The sequence below is a fragment of the Haemophilus haemolyticus genome, assembly GCF_003493685.1.
In the GTDB taxonomy this organism is placed as follows: Bacteria; Pseudomonadota; Gammaproteobacteria; order Enterobacterales; family Pasteurellaceae; genus Haemophilus; species Haemophilus haemolyticus_O.
The window spans coordinates 32,521-56,637 of sequence record NZ_QQJW01000005.1 but is presented as its reverse complement, the minus strand read 5'-3'; the positions used below and the strand labels follow the sequence as shown (position 1 = coordinate 56,637).

Here is a 24,117-nt window from a genome sequence, read left to right as displayed (position 1 = left end):
CCGCACTTTAAAAGGAACAAAAAAATGTCAAAACAAATTCAAATTCCTGATATTGGTAGTGATGAAGTTACAGTAACAGAAGTCATGGTAAACGTAGGCGATACCATTTCTGTTGATCAATCTATCATTAACGTTGAAGGCGATAAAGCTTCAATGGAAGTGCCTGCACCAGAAGCGGGTGTTGTAAAAGAAGTTTTAGTCAAAGTCGGTGATAAAGTTACAACAGGCACCCCAATGCTCGTTTTAGAAGCTGCAGGCGCTTCGCCAGTAGCTGAAGCACCTGCTGCACCAGTAGCCGCTACTGCGCCAACTGCGTCGGCTGTTATTGAAGTAAACGTACCAGACATCGGTTCTGATGAAGTAAACGTTACTGAAATTATGGTTAAAGTGGGTGATAGTGTTGAAGTTGATCAATCAATCATCAATGTTGAAGGTGATAAAGCTTCAATGGAAGTACCGGCACCAATCGCAGGTGTAGTAAAAGAAATTTTAATTAATGTCGGTGATAAAGTTTCAACTGGCAAATTGATTATGAAATTTGAAACTGCATCAGCGGCTCCATTTGCTGCATCAGCACCTGCTCAAACTGCTGCGCCTGTAGCTGCTACAACATCTGCAATCAAAGATGTGAATGTACCAGATATTGGTGGCGATGAAGTCAATGTAACCGAAATTATGGTTGCCGTGGGTGATACCGTTTCAGAAGATCAATCATTAATTACCGTTGAAGGTGATAAAGCGTCAATGGAAGTTCCAGCTCCATTCGGCGGTGTGGTAAAAGAAATTCTCGTAAAATCAGGTGATAAAGTATCGACTGGTTCATTAATTATGCGCTTTGAAGTAGCGGGTGCAGCCCCAGCTGTGGCAACATCTGCTCCAGCACCACAAGTTGCATCACCCGCGTCAGTTGCACAACCTGCTCAATCAGGCAATGTATCGGGCTTAAGCCAAGAACAAGTGGTCGCAAGTGCTGGCTATGCGCATGCTACTCCAGTTATTCGTCGTTTAGCACGTGAATTTGGCGTAAACTTAGATAAAGTAAAAGGTACAGGTCGTAAAGGTCGTATTGTTAAAGAAGATATCGAAGCTTATGTGAAGACAGCAGTTAAAGCTTATGAAAGCGGTGCAACAACACAAGCTGCTGGCAATGGTGTAGCAAATGGCGCTGGCTTAGGCTTATTACCATGGCCAAAAGTTGATTTCAGTAAATTTGGCGAAATTGAAGAAGTTGAATTAAGTCGTATCAATAAAATTTCAGGTGCTAACTTACATCGTAACTGGGTCATGATTCCACACGTTACTCACTTCGATAAAGCAGATATCACGGATTTAGAAGCATTCCGTAAAGAACAAAATGCGTTAGCAGAAAAACAAAAACTCGGCGTAAAAATCACGCCAGTTGTGTTCATTATGAAAGCGGTAGCAAAAGCATTAGAAGCATATCCACGTTTCAACAGCTCAATTACCGAAGATGCACAACGCTTAATCCTGAAAAAATATATTAACATCGGTGTCGCAGTAGATACGCCAAATGGCTTAGTCGTGCCTGTATTCAAAAATGTGAACAAGAAAGGCATTATCGAACTTTCACGTGAATTAATGGAAGTATCGAAAAAAGCACGTGAAGGCAAATTAACTGCATCTGATATGCAAGGTGGCTGTTTCACCATTTCAAGTCTTGGCGGTATTGGTACAACTCACTTTGCACCAATCGTAAACGCGCCAGAAGTGGCCATCCTTGGTGTATCTAAATCATCGATGGAGCCTGTATGGAATGGTAAAGAATTTGCGCCACGCTTAATTCTTCCGATGTCGTTATCATTCGACCACCGTGTTATTGATGGTGCGGATGGTGCTCGATTCATCAGCTATATCGGTGCTGTATTAGCAGATTTACGCCGTTTGATTATGTAATAACGCCCCTTTCTTCTAATTAGAAGAAAGGGCGTTTTAGCAAATCCATTATGATCGCAAAAAGTGCGGTCACTATTTTGAACGTTTTTACGAGGTAAAAATGAGTAAAGAAATTAAAACCCAAGTCGTCGTACTTGGTGCTGGCCCAGCAGGTTATTCTGCGGCGTTCCGTTGTGCGGATTTAGGCTTAGAAACTGTATTAGTTGAACGTTATTCAACTCTTGGTGGGGTATGTTTAAATGTAGGTTGTATCCCGTCTAAAGCATTGTTGCACGTAGCAAAAGTGATTGAAGAAGCAAAACACGCGACAAAAAATGGTATTTATTTCGGTGAACCACGCATTGATTTAGATGAAGTTCGTGCCGGAAAAGAAGCGGTTGTGGCAAAATTAACCGGCGGTTTAGCTGGGATGGCTAAAGCTCGTAAAGTCACTGTTGTTGAAGGCTTAGCAGCATTTACGGATCCTCACACTTTAGTGGCTCGCGATCGTGATGGTCACCCAACTACCATTAAATTCGATAATGCGATTATTGCAGCAGGTTCTCGCCCAATTGAATTACCATTTATTCCACATGAAGATCCACGTATTTGGAACTCAACGGATGCGCTTAAATTAAAAGAAGTACCTAAAAAACTTCTCATTATGGGTGGCGGTATCATCGGTTTAGAAATGGGGACGGTTTACCACGCATTAGGTTCAGAAATTGAAGTGGTAGAAATGTTCGACCAAGTTATCCCAGCAGCGGATAAAGATGTTGTTGCAATTTATACCAAACAAATCGAGAAAAAATTCAAGTTAATGCTTGAAACCAAAGTAACCGCTGTTGAAGCAAAAGATGATGGTATCTACGTTTCAATGGAAGGCAAAGCATGTAATGATACCAAACGTTATGATGCGGTGCTTGTTGCTATCGGTCGTGTACCAAATGGAAAATTGATTGATGCAGGTAAAGCAGGCGTTGAAGTGGATGATCGTGGTTTCATTCATGTTGATAAACAAATGCGCACCAATGTGCCGCATATCTTTGCAATCGGCGATATTGTTGGTCAACCAATGTTAGCGCACAAAGGTGTTCACGAAGGCCACGTTGCTGCAGAAGTCATTGCGGGACAAAAACACTACTTCGATCCTAAAGTTATTCCATCAATCGCTTATACCGAACCAGAAGTGGCTTGGGTAGGTAAAACTGAGAAAGAATGTAAACAAGAAGGTTTAAACTACGAAGTGGCTAAATTCCCTTGGGCAGCATCAGGCCGCGCGATTGCATCTGAATGTTCAGAAGGTATGACGAAGTTAATCTTTGATAAAGATACTCATCGTGTACTTGGCGGTGCAATCGTAGGTTCTAACGGTGGTGAATTATTAGGTGAAATCGGTCTTGCCATCGAGATGGGTTGCGATGCAGAAGATATTGCATTAACTATCCACGCTCACCCAACTTTACACGAATCTGTTGGTTTAGCTGCGGAAGTATTTGAAGGCTCAATCACTGACCTTCCAAATGCCAAAGCGAAGAAAAAATAATTTCTATTTAAGAAGTTTTAATTCAGCTAAAATTGTAAATTCAAACCTAAATAAAAATCCCCAATAGGGGATTTTTATTTTCCTATCTTTTTATTTTTTTATGATAAGATACCGTCCTAAAAACGTTTCTTTTTTTACCGCACTTTTGAGCATTATTTATGACTACACAACTTGATTTAATTAAATCTTCTATCAAATCAATTCCGAACTATCCAAAAGAAGGCATTATCTTCCGCGACATCACAACTCTTTTAGAAGTTCCAGCAGCTTTTAAAGCAACAATAGATCTTATTGTGGAACAATATCGCGACAAAGGAATTACCAAAGTGCTTGGAACTGAATCTCGTGGTTTTATTTTTGGCGCACCAGTTGCCTTAGCACTAGGTTTACCTTTCGAATTAGTACGTAAACCTAAAAAATTACCACGTGAAACCATTTCTCAATCTTATCAATTAGAATATGGTCAAGATACTTTGGAAATGCACGTTGATGCAATTTCAGAAGGTGACAATGTTTTAATCATTGATGATTTATTAGCAACAGGTGGCACCGTTGAAGCTACAGTAAAATTAGTGCAACGTTTAGGTGGCGCGGTAAAACACGCTGCATTTGTGATTAATTTACCTGAATTAGGTGGCGAAAAACGCTTAAATAATTTGGGCGTTGATTGCTATACACTCGTCAATTTTGAAGGTCATTAATTAAGGATTCGATGAGCTATCAAGTCTTAGCCAGAAAGTGGCGACCAAAAACATTTGCTGATGTCGTTGGGCAAGAACACATTATCACGGCATTAGCAAATGGATTAAAAGATAATCGACTACATCATGCTTACCTCTTTTCTGGCACGCGTGGCGTAGGGAAAACCTCTATCGCCAGATTGTTTGCAAAAGGATTAAATTGTGTACATGGTATAACGGCTACTCCTTGTGGTGAATGTGAAAATTGTAAAGCTATTGAGCAAGGCAATTTCATTGATTTAATTGAAATTGATGCGGCATCCCGCACAAAAGTTGAAGACACGCGTGAATTATTGGATAACGTGCAATATAAACCTGTTGTCGGAAGATTTAAGGTTTACTTAATCGATGAAGTCCACATGCTGTCCCGTCATTCATTTAATGCATTGCTCAAGACGTTGGAAGAACCTCCAGAATATGTAAAATTCTTACTCGCGACAACGGATCCGCAAAAACTACCTATAACCATCCTTTCTCGCTGTTTACAATTTCATCTCAAAGCATTAGATGAAACCCAAATCTCCCAGCATCTTGCCCATATTCTGACGCAAGAAAATATTCCTTTTGAAGAACCTGCATTAGTTAAACTTGCAAAAGCGGCGCAAGGAAGTATTCGTGATAGTTTAAGTTTAACGGATCAAGCCATTGCTATGGGTGACCGACAAGTTACTAATAGTGTTGTAAGCAATATGTTAGGGCTGCTTAACGATAACTATTCTGTTGATATTTTATACGCCTTAAACCAAGGCAATGGCGAACTCTTAATGCGAACACTGCAAAGAGTTGCAGATGCAGCAGGCGATTGGGATAAATTACTTGGCGAATGTGCAGAAAAATTACATCAAATTGCACTCATGCAACTTCTTCCACAAAAATCTTCAGATGACAATGAACATTTTTCATTTTTAGCCAAACATATCTCTCCAGAAGATGTTCAGTTTTTTTATCAAGTCATTGTTTCTGGTAAAAAAGATTTATCAAATGCGCCAAATCGTCGTATTGGCGCAGAAATGACATTATTGAGGGCATTGGCATTTCACCCAAAGTTCCTTACGGCAGTACCAAAGGCTAACACTACAATTACTCCACCGCCATCAACTCCAAGTGCGGTTGAAAATACAGGTAATTATGTAGATGTGCCAGTACTGTCGCAAAGTATAAAATCAGCTTATTCTCAAGCAAAACCAAATAAAACAAGCATTCCAAATTTGGCAAGCCTTTCAGCTTTAGATGCACTTGAACATTTAACACAACTGGAAAACCAAGAACGTCAAGAACACAAAGCTGAATCATTAGCTGTTGTAAGTGAAACTTTACATCACATCCAAGAACTGGACGAAGAAAAATCTCATAAAAAAATGACCGCACTTCCCGTGCGAGAAATGTCTGAACCGAAGCTCAAGCACATAGAAAAGCCAACATCACCACCAAATGCCGCACAAGCTTCACAAGAAAATAGTACAGAAGAAAATTCAAGTGGTGATAATGTAGAAATTGCTCAAGATGAGCAAGAAATCTTGAGTGCTGACACCTATCGTTGGGAATGGAGCAATCCAGAACTTGCTAAAGCCGATACAGGCGTTCGTCCTTCTGATATAAAACAGGCGATTTTGAAAGATATTACGCCTGAATTACGTTTAAAAATCATCACCCAAACTCAACAACAAGATGAGTGGGCAGATATAGTTGAGCGTTCTGGCGTAACAGGATTTAGCAAAGAATTAGCGTTAAATTGTTTCTTACAAAACAAAACCGATGATGAAATCAATCTTGGACTACATTCAGAAAAATCTCATTTACGCCAAGACAGAAGTATAAAAAATTTGGTTGAAGCTTTAAGCAAATTGCAAGGTAAAAATATTCGATTAACAATTAATATTGATGATAGCAATGTCACGACGCCAATTGAATATCGCCGCAATATTTATCAAGCATTGCGGGAAAAGGCTCAAAATGAGTTGCAAAAAGATAGTAAATTACAAATTCTACTTAATGAGTTTGATGCAAAATTAGATATAGAGAGTATTCGACCAGTTTAAAAATATTGTGTTTTCCCCTCACAATTTTCCTATCAAATTTATAAAATCATCAGAATATTTTTATTAAGCTCTACCATTTTGTATGTTTTTAATCTAAAATTCGTCAATTTGTTTTTTAAGAGCCAAAAGGAGAGTAAAAATGAAACTGGTTGAAGTAAAACACCCACTTGTAAAACACAAACTAGGTGTAATGCGTGAAGCTGAAATTGATACGAAAAAATTCCGTGAACTGGCAACAGAAATCGGTAGCTTATTAACCTATGAAGCAACCTCTGATTTAGAAACTGAAAAAGTAACGATCAACGGTTGGAATGGCCCTGTAGAAATCGATCGAATTAAAGGTAAAAAAGTAACGGTTGTGCCAATTTTACGTGCAGGTTTAGGCATGATGGATGGCGTACTTGAACATGTACCAAGCGCACGTATCAGCGTAGTGGGAATCTACCGTAATGAAGAAACCCTTGAACCAGTCCCTTACTTCCAAAAATTAGCTAGCGATTTAGAAGAGCGTCTCGCAATTGTGGTCGATCCGATGCTTGCAACAGGCGGTTCTATGATTGCAACCCTTGATCTTTTAAAAGCAAAAGGTTGTAAACACATCAAAGTATTAGTGTTAGTCGCTGCACCAGAAGGAATTAAAGCACTTGAAGCTGCGCATCCTGATATTGAACTTTACTGCGCTTCTATTGATAGCCATTTAAATGAACAAGGTTACATTATTCCGGGTCTAGGTGACGCGGGCGATAAAATTTTTGGGACAAAATAATCCCCAAAAACAAGACGGCATTAAAGCCGTCTTTTTTCCGTGCGTGAAACACAAGAAAAACTGACCGCACTTTAAGTTAATTCAAACAGAGAGTTGAAACTAAATGACAAATCAAACTTCTTCTTTCCCTTCGGAAAAACAAAGTACATTAAAACAATCATTCGTTGGCCTACAAATGCTCTTCGTCGCATTTGGTGCGCTCGTTCTTGTACCATTAATTACAGGCCTTGATTCCAATACAGCATTATTAACCGCTGGTGTTGGTACCCTACTCTTCCAACTTTGCACTGGCAAACAAGTTCCTATTTTCTTGGCCTCATCTTTTGCCTTTATCGCACCGATTCAATATGGTGTTCAAACTTGGGGCATTGCGACCACTATGGGTGGTTTAGCATCCGCTGGGCTTGTATATCTAGCACTGAGCATGTTAGTAAAATTACGCGGAACAGAAGCGTTACAACGCATTTTCCCACCGATTGTAGTTGGCCCAGTAATTATAATTATTGGTATGGGACTTGCCCCTGTGGCAGTTGATATGTCATTAGGCAAAAACAGTGCTTATGCGTATAACGATGCGGTATTAGTTTCAATGGTAACTCTTCTTACTACTTTATCTGTGGCAGTATTTGCCAAAGGATTGATGAAACTCATCCCAATTATGTTTGGTATTACTGCGGGCTATATTTTATGTTTATTCCTAGGTTTAATTAATTTCCAGCCAGTGATTGATGCGCCTTGGTTCAGCTTACCAAAATTAACTGCGCCTGAATTTAACCTAGAAGCGATTCTTTATATGTTACCCATTGCTATTGCCCCTGCAGTAGAACACGTGGGCGGCATTATGGCAATCAGCTCTGTAACAGGTAAAGACTTTTTAAAAAAACCAGGATTACACCGCACTTTATTAGGCGATGGCTTAGCAACAGCAGCTGCATCTTTAGTGGGTGGACCACCAAATACAACCTATGCGGAAGTAACTGGTGCCGTAATGTTAACCCGAAATTTCAACCCTAATATTATGACTTGGGCTGCAGTTTGGGCTATTGCCATTTCATTCTGTGGAAAAGTAGGCGCATTCCTATCAACGATTCCAACTATTGTAATGGGTGGAATTATGATGCTTGTTTTCGGTTCAATCGCAGTCGTGGGCATGAGCACCTTAATTCGTGGCAAAGTTGATGTTACCGAAGCACGTAATCTGTGTATTATTTCTGTCGTCATGACATTTGGTATCGGCAATATGTTTGTAGATGTGGGTAACGTATCACTAAAAGGCATCAGCTTATGTGCGATTGTTGCTATCATCTTAAACCTTGTTTTACCGAAAGCAAAAAATGAAGTAGAATAAGATTCCTTTTAAAGGGTTAAATACCAATTTAGCCCTTTTTCTTACTTATAATCTGTACTACATAAATATTTGAATAAGCAGCTTCCCTTACCCATTCATCAAATTGATGATGCCACATTAGAAAACTTTTACGGCGATAATAATCTTTTATTGCTCGATTCTTTACGCAAAAATTCATCTGAATTAAAACAACAGTTTTTCTATATTTGGGGAAATAAAGGTTCTGGAAAAACTCATCTGCTTAGAGCATTCAGTAACGAATATTTAATCAATCAACGTACTGCTATTTATGTACCGCTCAGCAAATCTCAATACTTTTCTACTGCAGTTCTTGAAAATCTAGAACTGCAAGAATTAGTGTGTCTAGATGATGTACAAAGTGTGATTGGCAATGATGAATGGGAATTAGCTATTTTTGATCTATTCAATCGAATTAAAGCGAGCGGAAAAACGCTTTTGCTTATTAGTTCAGATAAATCGCCTTCCGCACTTTCTGTAAAATTGCCTGATTTGAACTCTCGCTTGACTTGGGGTGAAATTTATCAATTAAATTCCTTAACTGATGAGCAAAAAATTAGTGTGCTGCAACATAACGCCTATCAACGAGGAATTCAATTACCTGATGAGACGGCTAATTTTTTACTTACACGACTAGCGCGAGACATGCACACATTATTTGAAGCCCTTGATCTACTAGATAAAGCCTCGTTACAAGCACAACGAAATCTTACGATTCCTTTCGTCAAAGAAATTTTGAATCTCTAACAAAAAAGGCGCTAATGCGCCTTTTTAATCATCCACCTGATAATTTAACGGTAAACCCTTTTTGCTCTAACAATTGCTTGAGCAAATCACGCTTTTCACCTTGAATCTCAATCATTCCACTTTTAACTGAACCACCACATCCACAACGTTTTTTTAATTCAGCCGCTAATTTTTTCAATTCCTCATCAGATAAATCTAAACCAGTTATAACGGATACGCCCGCACCTTTTCTACCACTCGTTTGTTTTTGGATACGTACAACACCGTCTCCTTTTGGGCGAACTACAGAAGCCTTTTCCTCTTTAATTCGCCCCACATCTGTTGAATACACTAAAACAGAATTTGACATCATAATTACCCAATAGATGCATTAATAGAACGAAGAACCTCTGCAGGATTATCAGATTTAGTAATAGGACGCCCTATCACTAAATAATCTGAACCAGCACGAATCGCAGCAGTAGGTGTCATCACTCGTCTTTGATCACCAAAATCCGCTCCAATTGGACGAATCCCTGGGGTCACCAATTTAAACTCTTCTCCACAAGCGTTACGTAAAATTTCAACCTCTTGTGGAGAGCAAACCACACCATCCAAACCTGCACGTTGGGTTAAATGAGCTAAGCGTAAAACTTGTTCCATTGGCGATGCATTAATCCCAATTTGTAATAAATCCAAATCTTCCATACTGGTTAATACCGTCACAGCAATAAGCAATGGCGCATCTTTCCCATAAGGTTCAAGAATTCTCTTAGCTTCTTCCATCATTCGTAGCCCACCGCTTGCGTGCAAATCTACCATCCATACACCCAAATCAGCTGCGGATCTGACCGCTCTTGCTACAGTATTTGGAATATCATGATATTTAAGATCTAAGAAAACATCGAAATTACGTTGATGTAATTGTTTTACAAAATTAATACCAAGTGTAGTAAACATTTCTTTACCCACTTTTAATCGACACAAACTAGGATCAATTTGATCAACTAAAGCAAGAGCCTCTGCTTCTTTCTCATAGTCCAATGCCACAATAATTTTGCTTGTCATAATGTTACCTCGCTGAGTATCAATTAATTATGTTCTTGACTTGAAACTGGTTTAATACTTTCCCATTGACGGCAAGATGGGCAATTCCATAATAGCTTATGGATTTGATAACCACAATTTGTACAACGATAAGCCGATGTTTGCTTAATTCTTTCACCAACCATTTTATGTAATAAAATTAGGCTTTCTTTTCCCCGCCCTTCTTCTGCATCATCAATTTGATACTGCATAAAACGATGGAAAATTAAAGTACTTGGCTTTTTCGTGAGTTGCTGATAAAGCTTAGCTTGAGCAGCAGACTTTCCATCTTTTTCTTCAATTAATTTAACCAAAGCTAGCTCTACTTCATCATTATTAGTAATTTGGCCAGCACGAATTAGGAATAACTCAAAGTTATCTAACTGATTTAATTCTTCATAACAATGTTTTAAAGGTGACAGAATTTCACCCGTATAATCTGGATTTTGCTCTAAAACATTTTCTAGTATTTTTGCAGCTTGTTGATATTGTTCTTCAAGCATTTCTAAATTTGCGAGTAATAAAGAAGCGCGAACACAAGTAGGAGAAACCGACAAAGCTTTTTGTAAAACACTGCGTTTTTCAACCGCACTTTCAGGCTCTAAACTTTGTGAATATTCACAATAACATTGCGCAAGTTCAATATTATTCTCTTGTGGTTTTATTTTAGCGAGTTTTTCAGCAATATTAACCGCTTTTTTCCATTCTTTAGTTTTTTGATAAATCAGTAAAAGTTGCTGTAAAGCATTTTCTGCAAATTCAGGTTCATCCACTAGTAAAATATAAAGATTTTCAGCTCGGTCAAAAAAACCAACCACCATAAAATCTCTAGCAAGCTGTTGCTTTGCGAGTAATTTTTGCTCAAATGTATAATTAGGACTAAGGTCTAAAGCTTGGTGAATACGCAATGCACGATCAACTTCGCCTCTAGAGCGGAATAGATTACCAAGTGTAAGCTCAGCTTCAAATTGGGAGTGACTTTCGATTTCATTTTCAGTTTCTTGCTTCTGAAGCATGTCTAAAAACAAATCTACAGCTTTATCGGTTTGATTGGAAAGTAAGAAGTTTACCCCCGTAACATAATCTCGGGAGAGTTTATTACTAATATCATCTTGATCTTTCTTTGCACTACGCTGCCCCATGTACCAACCATAGGCTGCAGCAATAGGCAATAGTAGAAAGAGTAATTCTAGCATCAGGCGACCTTATCGCGCACAGTAGTCAACTCGTTGATTTGTAAAGTTTGGCGCTTAACTTGGCGAGCTAATGCCATATTTTTAAGTTTTAACTTAAGATAGAAAAAAGCGGTGATTAACCAGCCAAGAATCAAACCTAATCCAAATAAAATAGCAACAAGAGTTGATAGTTGGAGCTGACTTTCCGCCACAATATAATTAAATGTAATAACTTGATCGTTATTTGCTCCAACGGTAATTGCGACCAATACGATAGCGATAAAAATCACAATACCTAAAATATATTTAATCATAACATTTCCTTAAAATATGGCTTTGCTAAATAATGACAAATGTTGTAGTTTGAAGGGCATATTCAACCATTTTAATTTTATTAATAAATATCTACACGCTCTTTTAATTCTTTACCAGCCTTAAAGTGCGGTACAGATTTAGCTTCTAATTTAACAGAATCACCCGTTTTGGGATTACGCCCTAAACGAGGATTACGATAATGCAGTGAAAAACTTCCAAATCCTCTCAACTCAACACGATCGCCATTTTCAAGAGATTGAGAAATAAACTCCAAAATATCTTTTACCATATTTTCGATTTCTTTTACGGGTAAAGTCGGATGTTTCGCTAATAATTTTTCTATAAGTTCTGACTTAGTCATCGTCTTTTCTCCCTTAATATTATTCAAATTAAGATTTATTGCTAATACATTATTTCAATGTATTAGCAATAGGCCCTAAAAATAAGGCTGGACATGAGCCCAGCCTTATTACGTGAATTAATTATTCACCTTTAGCTGCTTTAAATGCTTCAGCCATTGCGTTTGGAATAGCAACTTCTTCTTGTTTGTTATTCACATTTGCAACTGCAGCAGCTTCTTCAGCTTGATCTTTTGCTTTCACTGATAAGTGAACGATACGAGATTTACGATCTACACCAGTGTATTTAGCTTCAACCACATCACCTGCAGCAACTTCATTTGTTAAATCAGCTGCACGGATATAACCTTCAACGCCACCCGCTAATTCAACTTTAGCACCTTTTACATCTGCTTCAACTACTGTTGCAGATACTACAGCGCCTTTTTTGTTGATTGCTACGAAGTTATTAAATGGATCTTCTTCAAGTTGTTTGATACCTAAAGAGATACGCTCTTTCACTGCATCAACAGCTAATACTACTGCAGAAACTTCGTCACCTTTTTTGTAGTTACGAACTGCTTCTTCACCTGATACATTCCAAGAAATATCAGATAAGTGAACTAAACCATCGATACCACCTTCAAGACCGATGAAGATACCGAAATCAGTGATAGACTTGATTTTACCAGTTACTTTATCGCCTTTATTATGAGTTTCAGCAAATTGAGTCCATGGGTTAGCTTTACATTGTTTTAAGCCTAAAGAAATACGACGACGTTCTTCATCAATTTCTAATACCATTACTTCTACAGTATCGCCTAAGCTAACAACTTTAGATGGGTGGATATTTTTGTTAGTCCAATCCATTTCAGAAACGTGAACTAAACCTTCAACGCCATCTAAGATCTCAACGAAACAACCATAGTCTGTTAAGTTAGTTACTTTACCAGTTAATTTGCTGTTTACTGGGTGATTTTCAGCAATTGCAGCCCATGGATCTTGGCCTAATTGTTTTAAGCCTAAAGATACGCGAGTACGATCTTTATCAAATTTTAATACTTTAACAGTAACTTCATCGCCAACATTCACGATTTCGCTTGGATGTTTAACACGTTTCCAAGCCATATCTGTGATATGTAATAAACCGTCAACACCACCAAGATCAACGAATGCACCGTACTCAGTTAAGTTTTTAACGATACCTTTAACTTCTGAACCTTCAACAAGATTTTCTAATACTTGTTCACGTTCTTGGCTATTTTCAGATTCAATCACTGCACGACGAGAAACAACAACGTTGTTACGTTTTTGATCTAATTTGATTACTTTGAATTCTAATTCTTTACCAAGTAAATGATCTGCTTCACGCGCTGGACGAGTATCAACTAAAGAACCTGGTAAGAATGCACGAACACCGTTTAACTCAACTGTGAAGCCACCTTTCACTTTGCCGTTGATTAAACCGATAACGGTCGCTTTTTCTTCGTAAGCTTTTTCTAATTCAATCCAAGATTCGTGACGAACAGCTTTCTCACGAGAAAGTTTAGTTTCACCGAAACCATCTTCAACTGCATCTAATGCAACATTTACAGTATCGCCAACTTGGATTTCAAGTTCGCCTTGTGCATTTAAAAATTCAGCAACTGGAATTGCAGACTCAGATTTTAAACCTGCATCAACAAGCACAAAGCCTTTTTGGATAGCTACTACAGTACCGCTAACGATTGAACCTTGACGAGTTTCAAGGCCTTTTAATGATTCTTCAAAAAGTTGAGCAAAAGATTCTGACATATAAATAATCTTCTTAATTTAAGTTAATAACATCCACATTAAAATCCATAAAATGCGGGGTTGAGGATAAATGCTTATTCTTCCTTGAACAAACAGTTAAATCGAAACTGACACCTTTTCTTGAATATAAGCTAACGCCTGATCAATAACTTCACCAATACTCAACGTTGTGCTATCCAATAACAAAGCATCATCAGCCGGTTTTAGAGGCGCAACCTCTCGATTTCTATCACGAAAATCACGCTCTTTTATCTCGGCTAAAATCTGCTCAAAGTTACCATTTATTCCTTTATTTTGCAACTGTTTATAGCGTCTTTTTGCACGTTCTTCAGCACTCGCATCTAAAAATAACTTCACTTGAGCATTCGGGAATACCACAGTCCCCATATCTCTACCGTCCGCAATTAATCCATCATTTTTCGCAAAATCTTGCTGAAGTTGTAGCAAAGCTGACCGCACTTGGGGAAACACTGCTACTTTAGATGCAGCATCAGCGACTTCTTGAGTGCGAATTAAATGGCTTACATTCATGCCGGCAAGCAAAATATTCACCTCGCCATTTTGAGGAATAAATTGAATATCTAAGTGACGAGCTAATTCAGCCAGAGCCGATTCATTTGTTAAATCAGTTTTACGTTGTAATGCAGCTAATGTTGTAACTCGATAAATTGCTCCACTATCCAATAAGGCATAACCTAGCTTTTCTGCCAACGCATAACAAAGCGTGCCTTTCCCAGCACCGCTAGGGCCATCAACGGTAATAATCGTTCCCATATAACTTATCCTTTACTTATCAAAATTTGACGTATTAACTACAGTCTATCAATCATCCCCAACACTAACGCCGAAGACTGTTTTGCGGCCAATGGTAAGAACTCTTCAAAAGACATACTTGCTTCACCATCTCCTCCATCCGAAATAGCTCGAACCACCACAAAAGGCACATTAAAAGCATAACAAACTTGAGCAATCGCAGTGGCTTCCATTTCAACCCCCGTCACATTCGGGAAGTCTGCTTTTATTTGTGCAATTTTGTCTTCACTATTAATAAAACTATCACCCGAGCAAATTAAACCACGTTTTACTAATTGTCCTTGCTTTTCTGCAATTTCTTGAGCGAGGTCAGCTAATTTTTTGTCGGATGAAAATGCCGCGGGATTAGCGGGCAACTGCCCTTTTTCATAGCCAAAAGCTGTCACATCCGCATCGTGGTAGCGTGTCTCATCAGAAATTACAATATCCCCCACTTTCAAGCCCTTTGCTACCCCACCCGCAGAGCCAGTATTGATCACAAAATCTGGCTTGGCTAATTGCAACAATGCCGTCGTGCCAATGGCAGCGGCCACTTTGCCAATACCTGATTGCAATAATGCAATATCTTTACCATTAATTTTGCCTTCAAAAATGACCGCACTTGCTACTCGAGTTTCAGTTCTCTCTTCCATTAAATTTTTTAAAATTTCTACTTCTTGCGCCATTGCGCCAACAATTCCGATTTTCATCACTTTTGTTCCTGTTCTATTTTATTTACCAAAAAATCTAGCACAGCCACACTATAATCATCGTTATAAAGCGTGCTCGCCGTGAGTACATATTTTCCCCCAATGACAACGTAAGGATAGGTAAACACACCATATTCTTCCGTCAATTCAATCGCATCTTGAATTTGTTCTTTTACTCTTTCTGAATTTTCAGTTTGAATAAATAACGGCTTATCTAGCCCTTGTTCTTCCGCCCATTGTTGAATTTTATTTGTCGCAGACAACTCTGCATAACGGGATTTTTCTGAAGTTTCAAATAATAAAACATTAGATAATTCACCCGCACTTAGCGCTTGCAAAGTATAAAAAATACGTGCGCTAAACTGACTATCCGCAGTTGCAATAGGATATTGTTCCAACGCAACTTTATTTGTACGTATTTGACTATAAAGCTCTAAAATATCTTGCGCTGACGAACATACGCGGCAATCGTATTCAAAAAAGAATTGAATACGTATTTTTTTATCCGCTCTAGGCGCTTGTTCAATAGGCTCTTGATAAGAAAAATAATCCCGCCCATCTTCAAAATGCATGACATCAGAAGATGGTAAGTGCGGTGAATTTTGAGTAGAAAATTCTTTTTGATTTACTTCAGCTAGAACCGATGATGTAAACCCAAATAAACCTAATACGAATAATCCATAAAATTTCAAAACATTACTCATCAATCGCTTCAATATATTCCACTAAAAGCTGTACATTTCGGTTACCACGAAACTCATTAACATCCAATTTATATGCAAATCTCGCCTGTTTAATTGAAAGATCGGGATACAATCTTGTATCAATATTAAACGCAACTGCATCTAATAAAGGTCCGCCTTGTTTTGGCTCTACTAACATTTTGAGATGGTTTTGATTTTGTCCAATTGCACGCTGATCTAAAATTTTAAATTCGCCATCAAAACAAGGCTCTGGGAAAGCTTGTCCCCAAGGGCCTGCTGATTTTATCAGTTCCGCCGTTTTAAGATTAAATTCATTTGAATTTAATTCGCCATCGGTCCAGATTACACCTTGTAAATGTTCTTCATCAAGCCAATCGGCAACGGTTTGATTAAAAACATGTTGGAAATCGTCAAAGTGTTCTTCTCGGAGGCTTAATCCCGCAGCCATCGCATGGCCACCAAATTTTAAAATCATATTAGGATGTTGCGAATGAATACGTTCTAAAACATCACGCATATGCAAACCTTCGATAGAACGCGCAGAACCTTTCAAAATTCCCTCACTATCTTTCGCGAAGGCAACCACAGGGCGATGATATTGCTCTTTAATCCGAGATGACACAATGCCCAACACACCTTGATGCCAATCGGGTTGATAAAGTGTAATCCCCGAAGGTAACTCTTTAAAAAGAGCGGTGAGATTTTGGCAAATTTCTAGCGCCTCAAGCTTCATGCCAGCTTCAATTTCTTTACGCGTTTGGTTGAGTTGGTCAAGATCTAACGCTAATTCTCTGGCTTTTAGCATATCGTCCACCAGTAAAAGCTCTACCCCAATGGACATATTGTCTAAACGCCCTGCTGCATTTAAACGAGGCCCGATACAAAAACCGAGATCACTTGAAGTAAACTGTTCAACATTACGGTTAGCCACTTCTGCTAATGTAACAATACCTGGACGGCAACGCCGTGCACGAATCCGCATTAAACCTTGATAAGCAAGAATACGATTATTTTGATCTAAAGGCACCACATCAGCGACAGTACCTAATGCCACCAAATCAAGCAAGTCAGTAAAATTAGGTTGTGTTTCTGCAGTAAAAATACCGAGTTCACGAAATTTTGCTCGTACGGCTAACATCAAATAAAACGCAACACCAACACCCGCTAAAGATTTTGAAGGAAAACCACACTGACTTAAATTAGGATTAACAATGGCATCAGCTGGAGGCAAAGTTTCGGGTGGTAAATGATGATCTGTCACTAAAACACGCACACCTTTCTCTTTCAAAAATGCAACGCCTTCAAAAGATGAAACGCCGTTATCCACCGTCATTAAAAGCTGAACGCCCTTTTCAATCGCCATTTCAGCCACTGGAATACTCAAACCATAACCTTGTTCAAATCGATTTGGTACAAGATAATCCACGTCAGCAAAACCAAGTTGTCTTAAAGCCAGCACACTCAATGCTGTGCTGGTTGCACCATCAGCATCAAAATCCCCAACAATCACTATTTTTTGCTGTTGTTGGTAAGCTTCCACTAATAAATTTACGGCTTGCTCAATACCATATAGCTGATTTGGATTCAGCATTGATTTTAAAGTGCGGTCTAATTCTTCAGTGTTTTGAATATGGCGTGCGCGATAAAGGCGATCTAATAATGGATGGTTTGAAACAGAATTTCCAATTGGAATTTCACGGCGTTTGATAAGTTTTTTCACTGGATATTAATTCATATCTAAAAGCAAAAAGCTGTTGAAATCAACAGCTCTTTTATCTATACTTTTTCCTGTCGGTCAGGGCTTTTAACCCTGAATGCTGACAGGGGTTAAAAGCCCTACTGACCATTAGTCTAACTATTGTGTCAGCTAAGGATTTTAATAATGCCTAAATTATGTATTTATATCATAGTCTTAGTATTGTTAATGCTTTTAAGCTCCCCAGCATATTAAGCATAACCGACTAAATACAAGGGGTAGGCATCTGCCCCTTGCTTTTCATTATAAAATTATTTCGCTGTTTCTTCAAGTGCGCTCAATAAATCAGCTGGTTTTAAATAACCGCCAATAAGCTCACCAGTTGAGGTAACAATACTTGGTGTGCCATTTACGCCAAATTGCGCGCCTAATTCATAATGTTTTTTCACAACATTTGGGGTTTTAACTTCTTTCGGTAAATTGCCTTTTTCTGCTTCATTTAAAGCAAAAACGGGATCTTTCGCCGTCCAAATCGCTTCCATTTGTTTTGCAGTTTGGTTATTCATGCCCGCACGAGGGAAAGCTAAATAACGCACGGTAATACCAAGATCGTTATATTCTTTTAATTGCTGATGTAATAAATGGCAATAATGGCAAGTAATATCCATAAATACCGTCACAACATGCTTTTCATTTTTAGCGGGATAAACAATCATCTCGTTTTTATAAGAATTCAGTTTATCCACTAAAATTTTACCCGCTACATCAACAGGACCATTATTCGTGAGCTCGTAAAGTTTACCTTGGAAAGCATATTTTCCATCTTCCGTCACATAAAGTACGCCTTGATCTGTTACGGCAGTTTTGATACCTGAAATTGGCGAGGATTTCACATCAATATTGGATGCGCCAAGAGACTGTAATTTGCTTTTAATCGTGGCATCGTTTGCCATTGCATTAGCCGCAGCCACGCACAAAAGTGCGGTAAAAATTTTCTTCATTTTTTGTTCCTAAATTAGCTTGAGTAAGAAAGTCTAAAATTATAGAGAGATTGCTAATTTCTGCAAGGTCAAACTATCCAAAAATCAGAAAATAGCATATAATTCCACACTTTATCACACAGTGAATTTATTATGTTTGAAATCAATCCTGTAAAAAATAAAATCGCCGACTTGTCCGATCGCACTTCGGTGCTTCGGGGGTATCTTTGACTTCGATGCCAAAGTTGAGCGTTTAGAAGAAGTCAATGCCGAATTAGAACAGCCAGATGTTTGGAATGATCCGGATAAAGCCCAAGCGCTTGGTAAAGAACGCGTTTCTTTAGAACAAGTTGTAAATACCATCAAAAATTTAGAACAAGGCTTAGAAGATGTTGATGGGCTGTTAGAACTTGCCATCGAAGCAGAAGACGAAGACACCTTTAATGAAGCTATTACTGAATTAGATGAACTCGAACAACAACTGGAAAAATTAGAGTTCCGTCGAATGTTTAGTGGCGAACATGATGCTTGCGATTGCTATGTGGACTTACAGGCAGGTTCTGGCGGTACTGAAGCTCAAGATTGGACAGAAATGTTGCTTCGTATGTATCTCCGTTGGGCTGAAAGCAAAGGTTTTAAAACAGAACTGATGGAAGTATCTGACGGTGATGTAGCTGGATTGAAATCGGCAACGATTAAAGTGAGTGGTGAATATGCCTTTGGTTGGTTACGAACAGAAACCGGTATTCATCGTTTAGTGCGTAAAAGTCCATTTGATTCCAATAACCGTCGTCACACATCATTCAGTGCGGCATTTGTGTATCCTGAAATTGATGACGATATTGATATTGAAATCAATCCTGCTGATTTACGTATTGATGTTTATCGAGCATCGGGAGCAGGTGGTCAGCACGTAAACAAAACTGAAAGTGCGGTGCGAATTACCCATATGCCAAGTGGTATTGTGGTGCAATGTCAAAACGACCGTTCGCAGCACAAGAACAAAGATCAAGCGATGAAACAATTAAAAGCGAAATTGTATGAGCTTGAATTACAGAAGAAAAATGCGGATAAGCAAGCAATGGAAGATAATAAATCCGACATTGGTTGGGGAAGCCAAATTCGCTCTTACGTATTAGACGATTCACGCATTAAAGATTTGCGTACTGGCGTGGAAAACCGTAATACGCAAGCCGTATTAGACGGTGATTTAGATCGATTTATTGAAGCGAGTTTAAAAGCTGGGCTTTAAGCATGATTGACTGGATAAATAAAGACGCGTTACTTATCCCATCATAGAAATAACCCAAAAGTGCGGTTATTTTTGAAGGTATTTTTAAAGTTAAAATTAAAGGTAAACAACATGTCAGAACAAGAAGTTAAAGAATTAGATCTCAATGGCGAAATGCTCGTTCGTCGTGAAAAATTAGCCGCATTACGTGCAAAAGGTAATGCATTTCCAAATAAATTTCGTCGTGATGCGCTCGCACAAGATTTGCACAATCAATATGATGCAGAAGACGGTGAAATCTTAAAAGAGAAAGGCGTTGAAGTACAAGTTGCGGGGCGTATTATGACTCGCCGTGCAATGGGTAAAGCGACGTTTATCACCATTCAAGATATGAGCGGTAAAATCCAGCTTTATGTTGCACGCGATAATTTGCCTGAAGGCGTTTATAAAGATGACGTTGGTACTTGGGATTTAGGTGACATCATTGGCGTTAAAGGCACTTTATTTAAAACAAAAACCGATGAACTCACAGTGAAAACCACCGAAGTTCAACTTTTAACTAAAGCACTTCGCCCATTACCAGATAAATTCCATGGATTAACCGACCAAGAAGTTCGCTATCGCCAACGTTATTTAGATTTAATTTCTAACGAAGAATCTCGCCGCACTTTTATTATTCGTTCTAAAGTTGTCGCGGGTATTCGTGAATATTTCATTTCTAAAGGCTTTATGGAAGTGGAAACGCCAATGTTACAAGTGATTCCAGGCGGTGCATCTGCGCGTCCTTTCGTGACTCATCACAATGCATTAGATGTGGATATGTATTTACGTATCGCACCTGAACTTTATTTAAAACGCTTAGTCGTTGGTGGATTTGAACGAGTATTTGAATTAAACCGTAACTTCCGTAATGAAGGAGTTTCTGTTCGCCATAATCCAGAATTTACCATGCTTGAATACTACCAAGCGTATGCGAACTACCATGATTTAATGGATAACACCGAAGAACTTCTTCGTAAATTAGCGATTGATATTCTTGGTACCACTATTGTGAAATACGGCGAATACGAATTTGATTTTGGTAAACCATTCGAACGTATTACGTTACACGATGCAACAATTAAATATGGTGCAGACAAAGGTATCGTAAAAGAAGATTTATATGACTTTGATCGTGCAAAAGCCACGGCAGAGCGCTTAGGTATTGAAGTACAAAAATCTTGGGGATTAGGCAGCATTGTAAATGCAATTTTTGAAGAAGTGGCTGAACATCACTTAATTCAACCAACATTCTTAATGGCTCACCCTGCGGAAATTTCACCACTTGCACGTCGTAATGATGAAAATCCTGATGTAACAGATCGTTTTGAGCTATTTATCGGTGGTCGTGAAATCGGTAATGGTTTCTCAGAATTAAATGACGCGGAAGATCAAAATGAACGTTTTGATGCACAAGTGGCTGCGAAAGAAGCGGGCGATGATGAAGCGATGTTTAAAGATGAAGACTTTGTTGTTGCATTAGAGCACGGTTTACCACCAACAGCTGGTGAAGGTTTAGGTATCGACCGTCTAGCGATGCTTTATGCAAATGCACCATCAATTCGTGATGTGATCTTATTCCCTGCAATGCGTCAGAAATAATAAAGACACAAACAAAAGCCACCATTTGGTGGCTTTTTTATCGAAACATAAAAAAGGGAGCTAATGCTCCCCTTATTTTTCAATGATTAACCATTAATAAATTTTTCACCTAATTCAATATCTGCACGTAAAGTCGGCAACATATTTTCTAAGGCTTGTTGTTCAAAATTGCTTAATGGGCCAATTGGTAAAATTTCTTCTACACCTTCTTTGCCTAAACGAACTGGTTGAGAGAAGAAGCGAGCATATTTTCCATCGCCTTCAACATAAGTACATTCAACAACTGTCTCGCCACTCAATCCTTTCACTAAAGAACGAGCAAAACGTGCTGCAGCTTGTGCCATTGAAAGAGTTGCAGAACCGCCACCCGCTTTTGCATTGACCACTTCTGTACCTGCATTTTGGATACGTTTTGTTAATGGTTCGATTTCATCTTCATTCCATTTAGCATATTGAACTTGAGAAAGTAATGGAAGAATAGTCACACCTGAGTGACCACCAATAACAGGAACGCTCGTACGAGAAACATTTAAACCTTTTAATTCAGCCACAAAAGTTTCAGAACGTAACACGTCTAAAGTTGTCACACCAAATAATTTACGTTTGTCGTAAACACCTGCTTTTTTCAATACTTCAGCCGCAATCGCAACAGTAGTATTTACTGGGTTAGTAATGATACCAACACACGCTTTCGGGCAAGTAATCGCGACTTTCTCAATTAAACCACGAACAATACCTGCATTAATATTGAATAAATCTGAACGATCCATACCAGGTTTACGTGCAACACCAGCAGAAATTAATACAACATCCGCACCTTCAAGTGCAGGAGTTGGATCTTCACCAGAAAAACCTTTCACATTCACTGCCGTTGGAATATGGCTCACATCTACTGCAACACCTGGTGTTACTGGGGCAATATCATATAATGCTAAGTCGGTGCCTGCTGGCAACTGAAGTTTTAGTAATAACGCTAATGCTTGACCAATACCACCTGCGGCGCCTAATACAGCAACTTTCATAAATACTCCTTATGTGTTAGTTAATTGAGAACAGACTGATTTTAAAATGTTCATCTTACAATTACAAATAGAGAAATATCATTCTATGATCTAGTTCACATTTCTGAGATAAATATTTTCTTCTCTTTGTTCTTATTCATATTTCAGTTGATGAAAGTGAATTTTTATGCAATTCTTATGCAAATTTTGACTATTGAAAAATAAAGATGACTGATAATTTAACCCGTGCTTTTAAAGAACTACTCAATCAAGAACGCTTTGGTTCTCAAAGTGAAATTGTCGATGCCTTAAAAAAACAAGGCTTTACTGGCATTAATCAATCAAAAATATCAAGAATGCTCAGCAAATTTGGTGCGGTTCGCACTCGTAATACAAAAATGGAAATGGTCTATTGCTTACCAAATGAATTAAGTGTTCCCAATACCAGTAGTCCATTAAAAAATCTTGTCTTAGATGTTGATCACAATTCGATGTTAATCGTAATAAAAACGACGCCCGGTGCTGCTCAATTAATTGCACGATTACTTGATTCCATTGGAAAATCGGAAGGCATTTTAGGCACTATCGCAGGCGATGATACTATTTTTGTCACGCCCACAAGCGATAAACCTATCGACGAATTATTGCAAAATATCCAACGCTTATTTGAAAACGCATTGTAATGAATATTCTATTAACAGGAGGCACAGGGCTTATCGGCAAAGCACTTGTTGAACAACTCTGCTTACGCAATGAACAAGTGACGATCTTAACGCGCTCAAGTTCGCCGCACACTCTCTCAAAGCAAAAAAACATCAAATTTATTACCGCACTTTCAGAACTCGATTTACAAGAACAGTTTGATGCTATCATCAATCTTGCTGGAGAACCAATTTTTCATAAAGTTTGGTCGAAAAACCAGAAATCTATTTTACGAGAAAGTCGTTTAAGCCTCACTACTCAACTGGTTGAATTCATCAATCAGTATCAGCAATACCCTATTTTTATTTCAGGTTCAGCAACTGGAATTTACGGCGATCAAGACGAACAAACAATTACTGAAACAAGCAAAACAGCAAAAACTTTCACCGCACAATTATGCCAAGATTGGGAAAATATTGCGCGACAAGCTGATGCAAGAGTTTGTTTGATTCGAACAGGCATGGTCTTTTCTAAAAAAGGAGGCGCACTAGCTCAAATGTTGCCTTTATACAAATGGGGACTTGGTGGAAAACTGGGCAACGGAGAGCAATATTTTCCCTGGATTGCTTTGGAAGATATGGTTAATGGCATTTTATTTTTACTCCATCATTCAGAGTGCCAAGGATCATTTAACTTCACCGCACCGAATCCCATAAAACAGTATAAATTTAACCACACTTTGGCTGGAATATTAAAGCGCCCTGCCTTTGCAACCATTCCAAAATGGATATTACACTTCATTCTTGGCGAACGAGCGAATCTATTACTAGAAAGCCAAAATGTGGTGCCTGAAAAATTACTCAACGCTGGATTCCAATTTCAATATTCTGATTGCGAAAACTATCTGGAAGACATCTTAAAAAACAAATAAAAAAA

The 24,117-nt window shown here is 38.5% G+C and carries 23 protein-coding genes; 11 read left to right on the top strand and 12 right to left on the bottom strand.

What is annotated here, in order from left to right:
• The first annotated feature begins 24 nt into the window (after nt 1-24).
• The 7 genes from aceF to hda all read left to right on the top strand — a co-directional run bounded on the left by aceF (nt 25) and on the right by hda (nt 9,097).
• Nucleotides 25-1,914, top strand: coding sequence for a pyruvate dehydrogenase complex dihydrolipoyllysine-residue acetyltransferase (aceF, locus tag DV434_RS05720; protein ID WP_118784838.1), 1,890 nt, complete (start codon nt 25-27; stop codon nt 1,912-1,914).
• A 100-nt stretch (nt 1,915-2,014) separates the two neighbouring features.
• The gene (gene lpdA / locus DV434_RS05715) at nt 2,015-3,439 is read left to right on the top strand and encodes a dihydrolipoyl dehydrogenase (RefSeq protein WP_118784839.1); all 1,425 of its coding nucleotides are present in this window, start codon (nt 2,015-2,017) and stop codon (nt 3,437-3,439) included.
• 158 nt (nt 3,440-3,597) lie between these two features.
• Nucleotides 3,598-4,140: an adenine phosphoribosyltransferase gene (gene apt / locus DV434_RS05710; protein ID WP_005650156.1), complete on the top strand. Its 543-nt coding sequence runs from the start codon at nt 3,598-3,600 to the stop codon at nt 4,138-4,140.
• 11 nt (nt 4,141-4,151) lie between these two features.
• On the top strand, nt 4,152-6,218 hold the full coding sequence (dnaX, locus tag DV434_RS05705) for a DNA polymerase III subunit gamma/tau (RefSeq protein WP_118784840.1): 2,067 nt from the start codon (nt 4,152-4,154) through the stop codon (nt 6,216-6,218).
• A 139-nt stretch (nt 6,219-6,357) separates the two neighbouring features.
• Complete coding sequence (gene upp, locus DV434_RS05700) at nt 6,358-6,984, top strand: uracil phosphoribosyltransferase (RefSeq protein ID WP_013525717.1); 627 nt, start codon at nt 6,358-6,360, stop codon at nt 6,982-6,984.
• 103 nt (nt 6,985-7,087) lie between these two features.
• Nucleotides 7,088-8,332 (top strand): nucleobase:cation symporter-2 family protein, encoded by a 1,245-nt coding sequence (locus tag DV434_RS05695; RefSeq protein WP_005628846.1) that lies wholly within the window; start codon nt 7,088-7,090, stop codon nt 8,330-8,332.
• A 69-nt stretch (nt 8,333-8,401) separates the two neighbouring features.
• Nucleotides 8,402-9,097 carry a DnaA regulatory inactivator Hda gene (gene hda / locus DV434_RS05690; RefSeq protein WP_118784841.1) on the top strand — a complete coding sequence of 232 codons (696 nt, stop codon included), beginning with the start codon at nt 8,402-8,404 and terminating at the stop codon, nt 9,095-9,097.
• 28 nt (nt 9,098-9,125) lie between these two features.
• Here the strand turns inward: hda and yciH are convergent, their stop codons facing one another.
• The 11 genes from yciH to dsbC all read right to left on the bottom strand — a co-directional run bounded on the left by yciH (nt 9,126) and on the right by dsbC (nt 18,687).
• Nucleotides 9,126-9,446 (bottom strand): stress response translation initiation inhibitor YciH, encoded by a 321-nt coding sequence (gene yciH, locus DV434_RS05685; protein WP_118784842.1) that lies wholly within the window; start codon nt 9,444-9,446, stop codon nt 9,126-9,128.
• A 5-nt stretch (nt 9,447-9,451) separates the two neighbouring features.
• Entirely contained in the window at nt 9,452-10,144 is a 693-nt protein-coding gene (gene pyrF / locus DV434_RS05680) for an orotidine-5'-phosphate decarboxylase (RefSeq protein ID WP_118784843.1), read from the bottom strand.
• Nucleotides 10,145-10,167: 23 nt separating this feature from the next.
• Complete coding sequence (lapB, locus tag DV434_RS05675) at nt 10,168-11,358, bottom strand: lipopolysaccharide assembly protein LapB (protein WP_118784844.1); 1,191 nt, start codon at nt 11,356-11,358, stop codon at nt 10,168-10,170.
• The gene (locus DV434_RS05670) at nt 11,358-11,651 is read right to left on the bottom strand and encodes a LapA family protein (RefSeq protein WP_118784845.1); all 294 of its coding nucleotides are present in this window, start codon (nt 11,649-11,651) and stop codon (nt 11,358-11,360) included. Before DV434_RS05670 ends, lapB begins: the two co-directional genes overlap by 1 nt.
• Nucleotides 11,652-11,731: 80 nt before the next feature.
• Nucleotides 11,732-12,031, bottom strand: coding sequence for an integration host factor subunit beta (locus DV434_RS05665; RefSeq protein WP_474509137.1), 300 nt, complete (start codon nt 12,029-12,031; stop codon nt 11,732-11,734).
• A 103-nt stretch (nt 12,032-12,134) separates the two neighbouring features.
• Nucleotides 12,135-13,784, bottom strand: coding sequence for a 30S ribosomal protein S1 (gene rpsA / locus DV434_RS05660; RefSeq protein ID WP_114908866.1), 1,650 nt, complete (start codon nt 13,782-13,784; stop codon nt 12,135-12,137).
• A 96-nt stretch (nt 13,785-13,880) separates the two neighbouring features.
• Nucleotides 13,881-14,558 (bottom strand): (d)CMP kinase, encoded by a 678-nt coding sequence (gene cmk, locus DV434_RS05655; RefSeq protein WP_192882520.1) that lies wholly within the window; start codon nt 14,556-14,558, stop codon nt 13,881-13,883.
• A gap of 38 nt (nt 14,559-14,596) precedes the next feature.
• The gene (gene mtnN / locus DV434_RS05650) at nt 14,597-15,286 is read right to left on the bottom strand and encodes a 5'-methylthioadenosine/S-adenosylhomocysteine nucleosidase (protein WP_118811541.1); all 690 of its coding nucleotides are present in this window, start codon (nt 15,284-15,286) and stop codon (nt 14,597-14,599) included.
• Nucleotides 15,286-15,990 carry a thiol:disulfide interchange protein DsbA/DsbL gene (locus DV434_RS05645; RefSeq protein WP_118811540.1) on the bottom strand — a complete coding sequence of 235 codons (705 nt, stop codon included), beginning with the start codon at nt 15,988-15,990 and terminating at the stop codon, nt 15,286-15,288. Before DV434_RS05645 ends, mtnN begins: the two co-directional genes overlap by 1 nt.
• Nucleotides 15,983-17,710 (bottom strand): single-stranded-DNA-specific exonuclease RecJ, encoded by a 1,728-nt coding sequence (gene recJ, locus DV434_RS05640; RefSeq protein WP_118811539.1) that lies wholly within the window; start codon nt 17,708-17,710, stop codon nt 15,983-15,985. Before recJ ends, DV434_RS05645 begins: the two co-directional genes overlap by 8 nt.
• A gap of 287 nt (nt 17,711-17,997) precedes the next feature.
• Entirely contained in the window at nt 17,998-18,687 is a 690-nt protein-coding gene (gene dsbC, locus DV434_RS05635) for a bifunctional protein-disulfide isomerase/oxidoreductase DsbC (RefSeq protein WP_114890879.1), read from the bottom strand.
• 132 nt (nt 18,688-18,819) lie between these two features.
• Here dsbC and prfB point away from each other — a divergent pair.
• Together prfB and lysS are read left to right on the top strand one after the other, a co-directional pair.
• Nucleotides 18,820-19,918 (top strand): peptide chain release factor 2 gene (gene prfB / locus DV434_RS05630; protein ID WP_118811538.1). Its coding sequence is split into 2 segments (ribosomal slippage): nt 18,820-18,894 and nt 18,896-19,918, totalling 1,098 coding nucleotides; the frame shifts between segments, so codons are not numbered across the junction.
• 111 nt (nt 19,919-20,029) lie between these two features.
• The gene (lysS, locus tag DV434_RS05625; protein WP_118811537.1) at nt 20,030-21,538 is read left to right on the top strand and encodes a lysine--tRNA ligase; all 1,509 of its coding nucleotides are present in this window, start codon (nt 20,030-20,032) and stop codon (nt 21,536-21,538) included.
• A gap of 86 nt (nt 21,539-21,624) precedes the next feature.
• Here the strand turns inward: lysS and mdh are convergent, their stop codons facing one another.
• The gene (gene mdh / locus DV434_RS05620) at nt 21,625-22,560 is read right to left on the bottom strand and encodes a malate dehydrogenase (RefSeq protein WP_005663773.1); all 936 of its coding nucleotides are present in this window, start codon (nt 22,558-22,560) and stop codon (nt 21,625-21,627) included.
• A 206-nt stretch (nt 22,561-22,766) separates the two neighbouring features.
• Here mdh and argR point away from each other — a divergent pair, with 206 nt between their 5' ends.
• A complete protein-coding gene (gene argR / locus DV434_RS05615; RefSeq protein WP_105888214.1) occupies nt 22,767-23,222 on the top strand; it encodes a transcriptional regulator ArgR in 456 nt (151 codons plus the stop codon).
• A complete protein-coding gene (locus tag DV434_RS05610) occupies nt 23,222-24,112 on the top strand; it encodes a TIGR01777 family oxidoreductase (protein WP_118811536.1) in 891 nt (296 codons plus the stop codon). The genes argR and DV434_RS05610 overlap by 1 nt, the downstream gene beginning before the upstream one ends.
• Nucleotides 24,113-24,117: the final 5 nt, after the last annotated feature.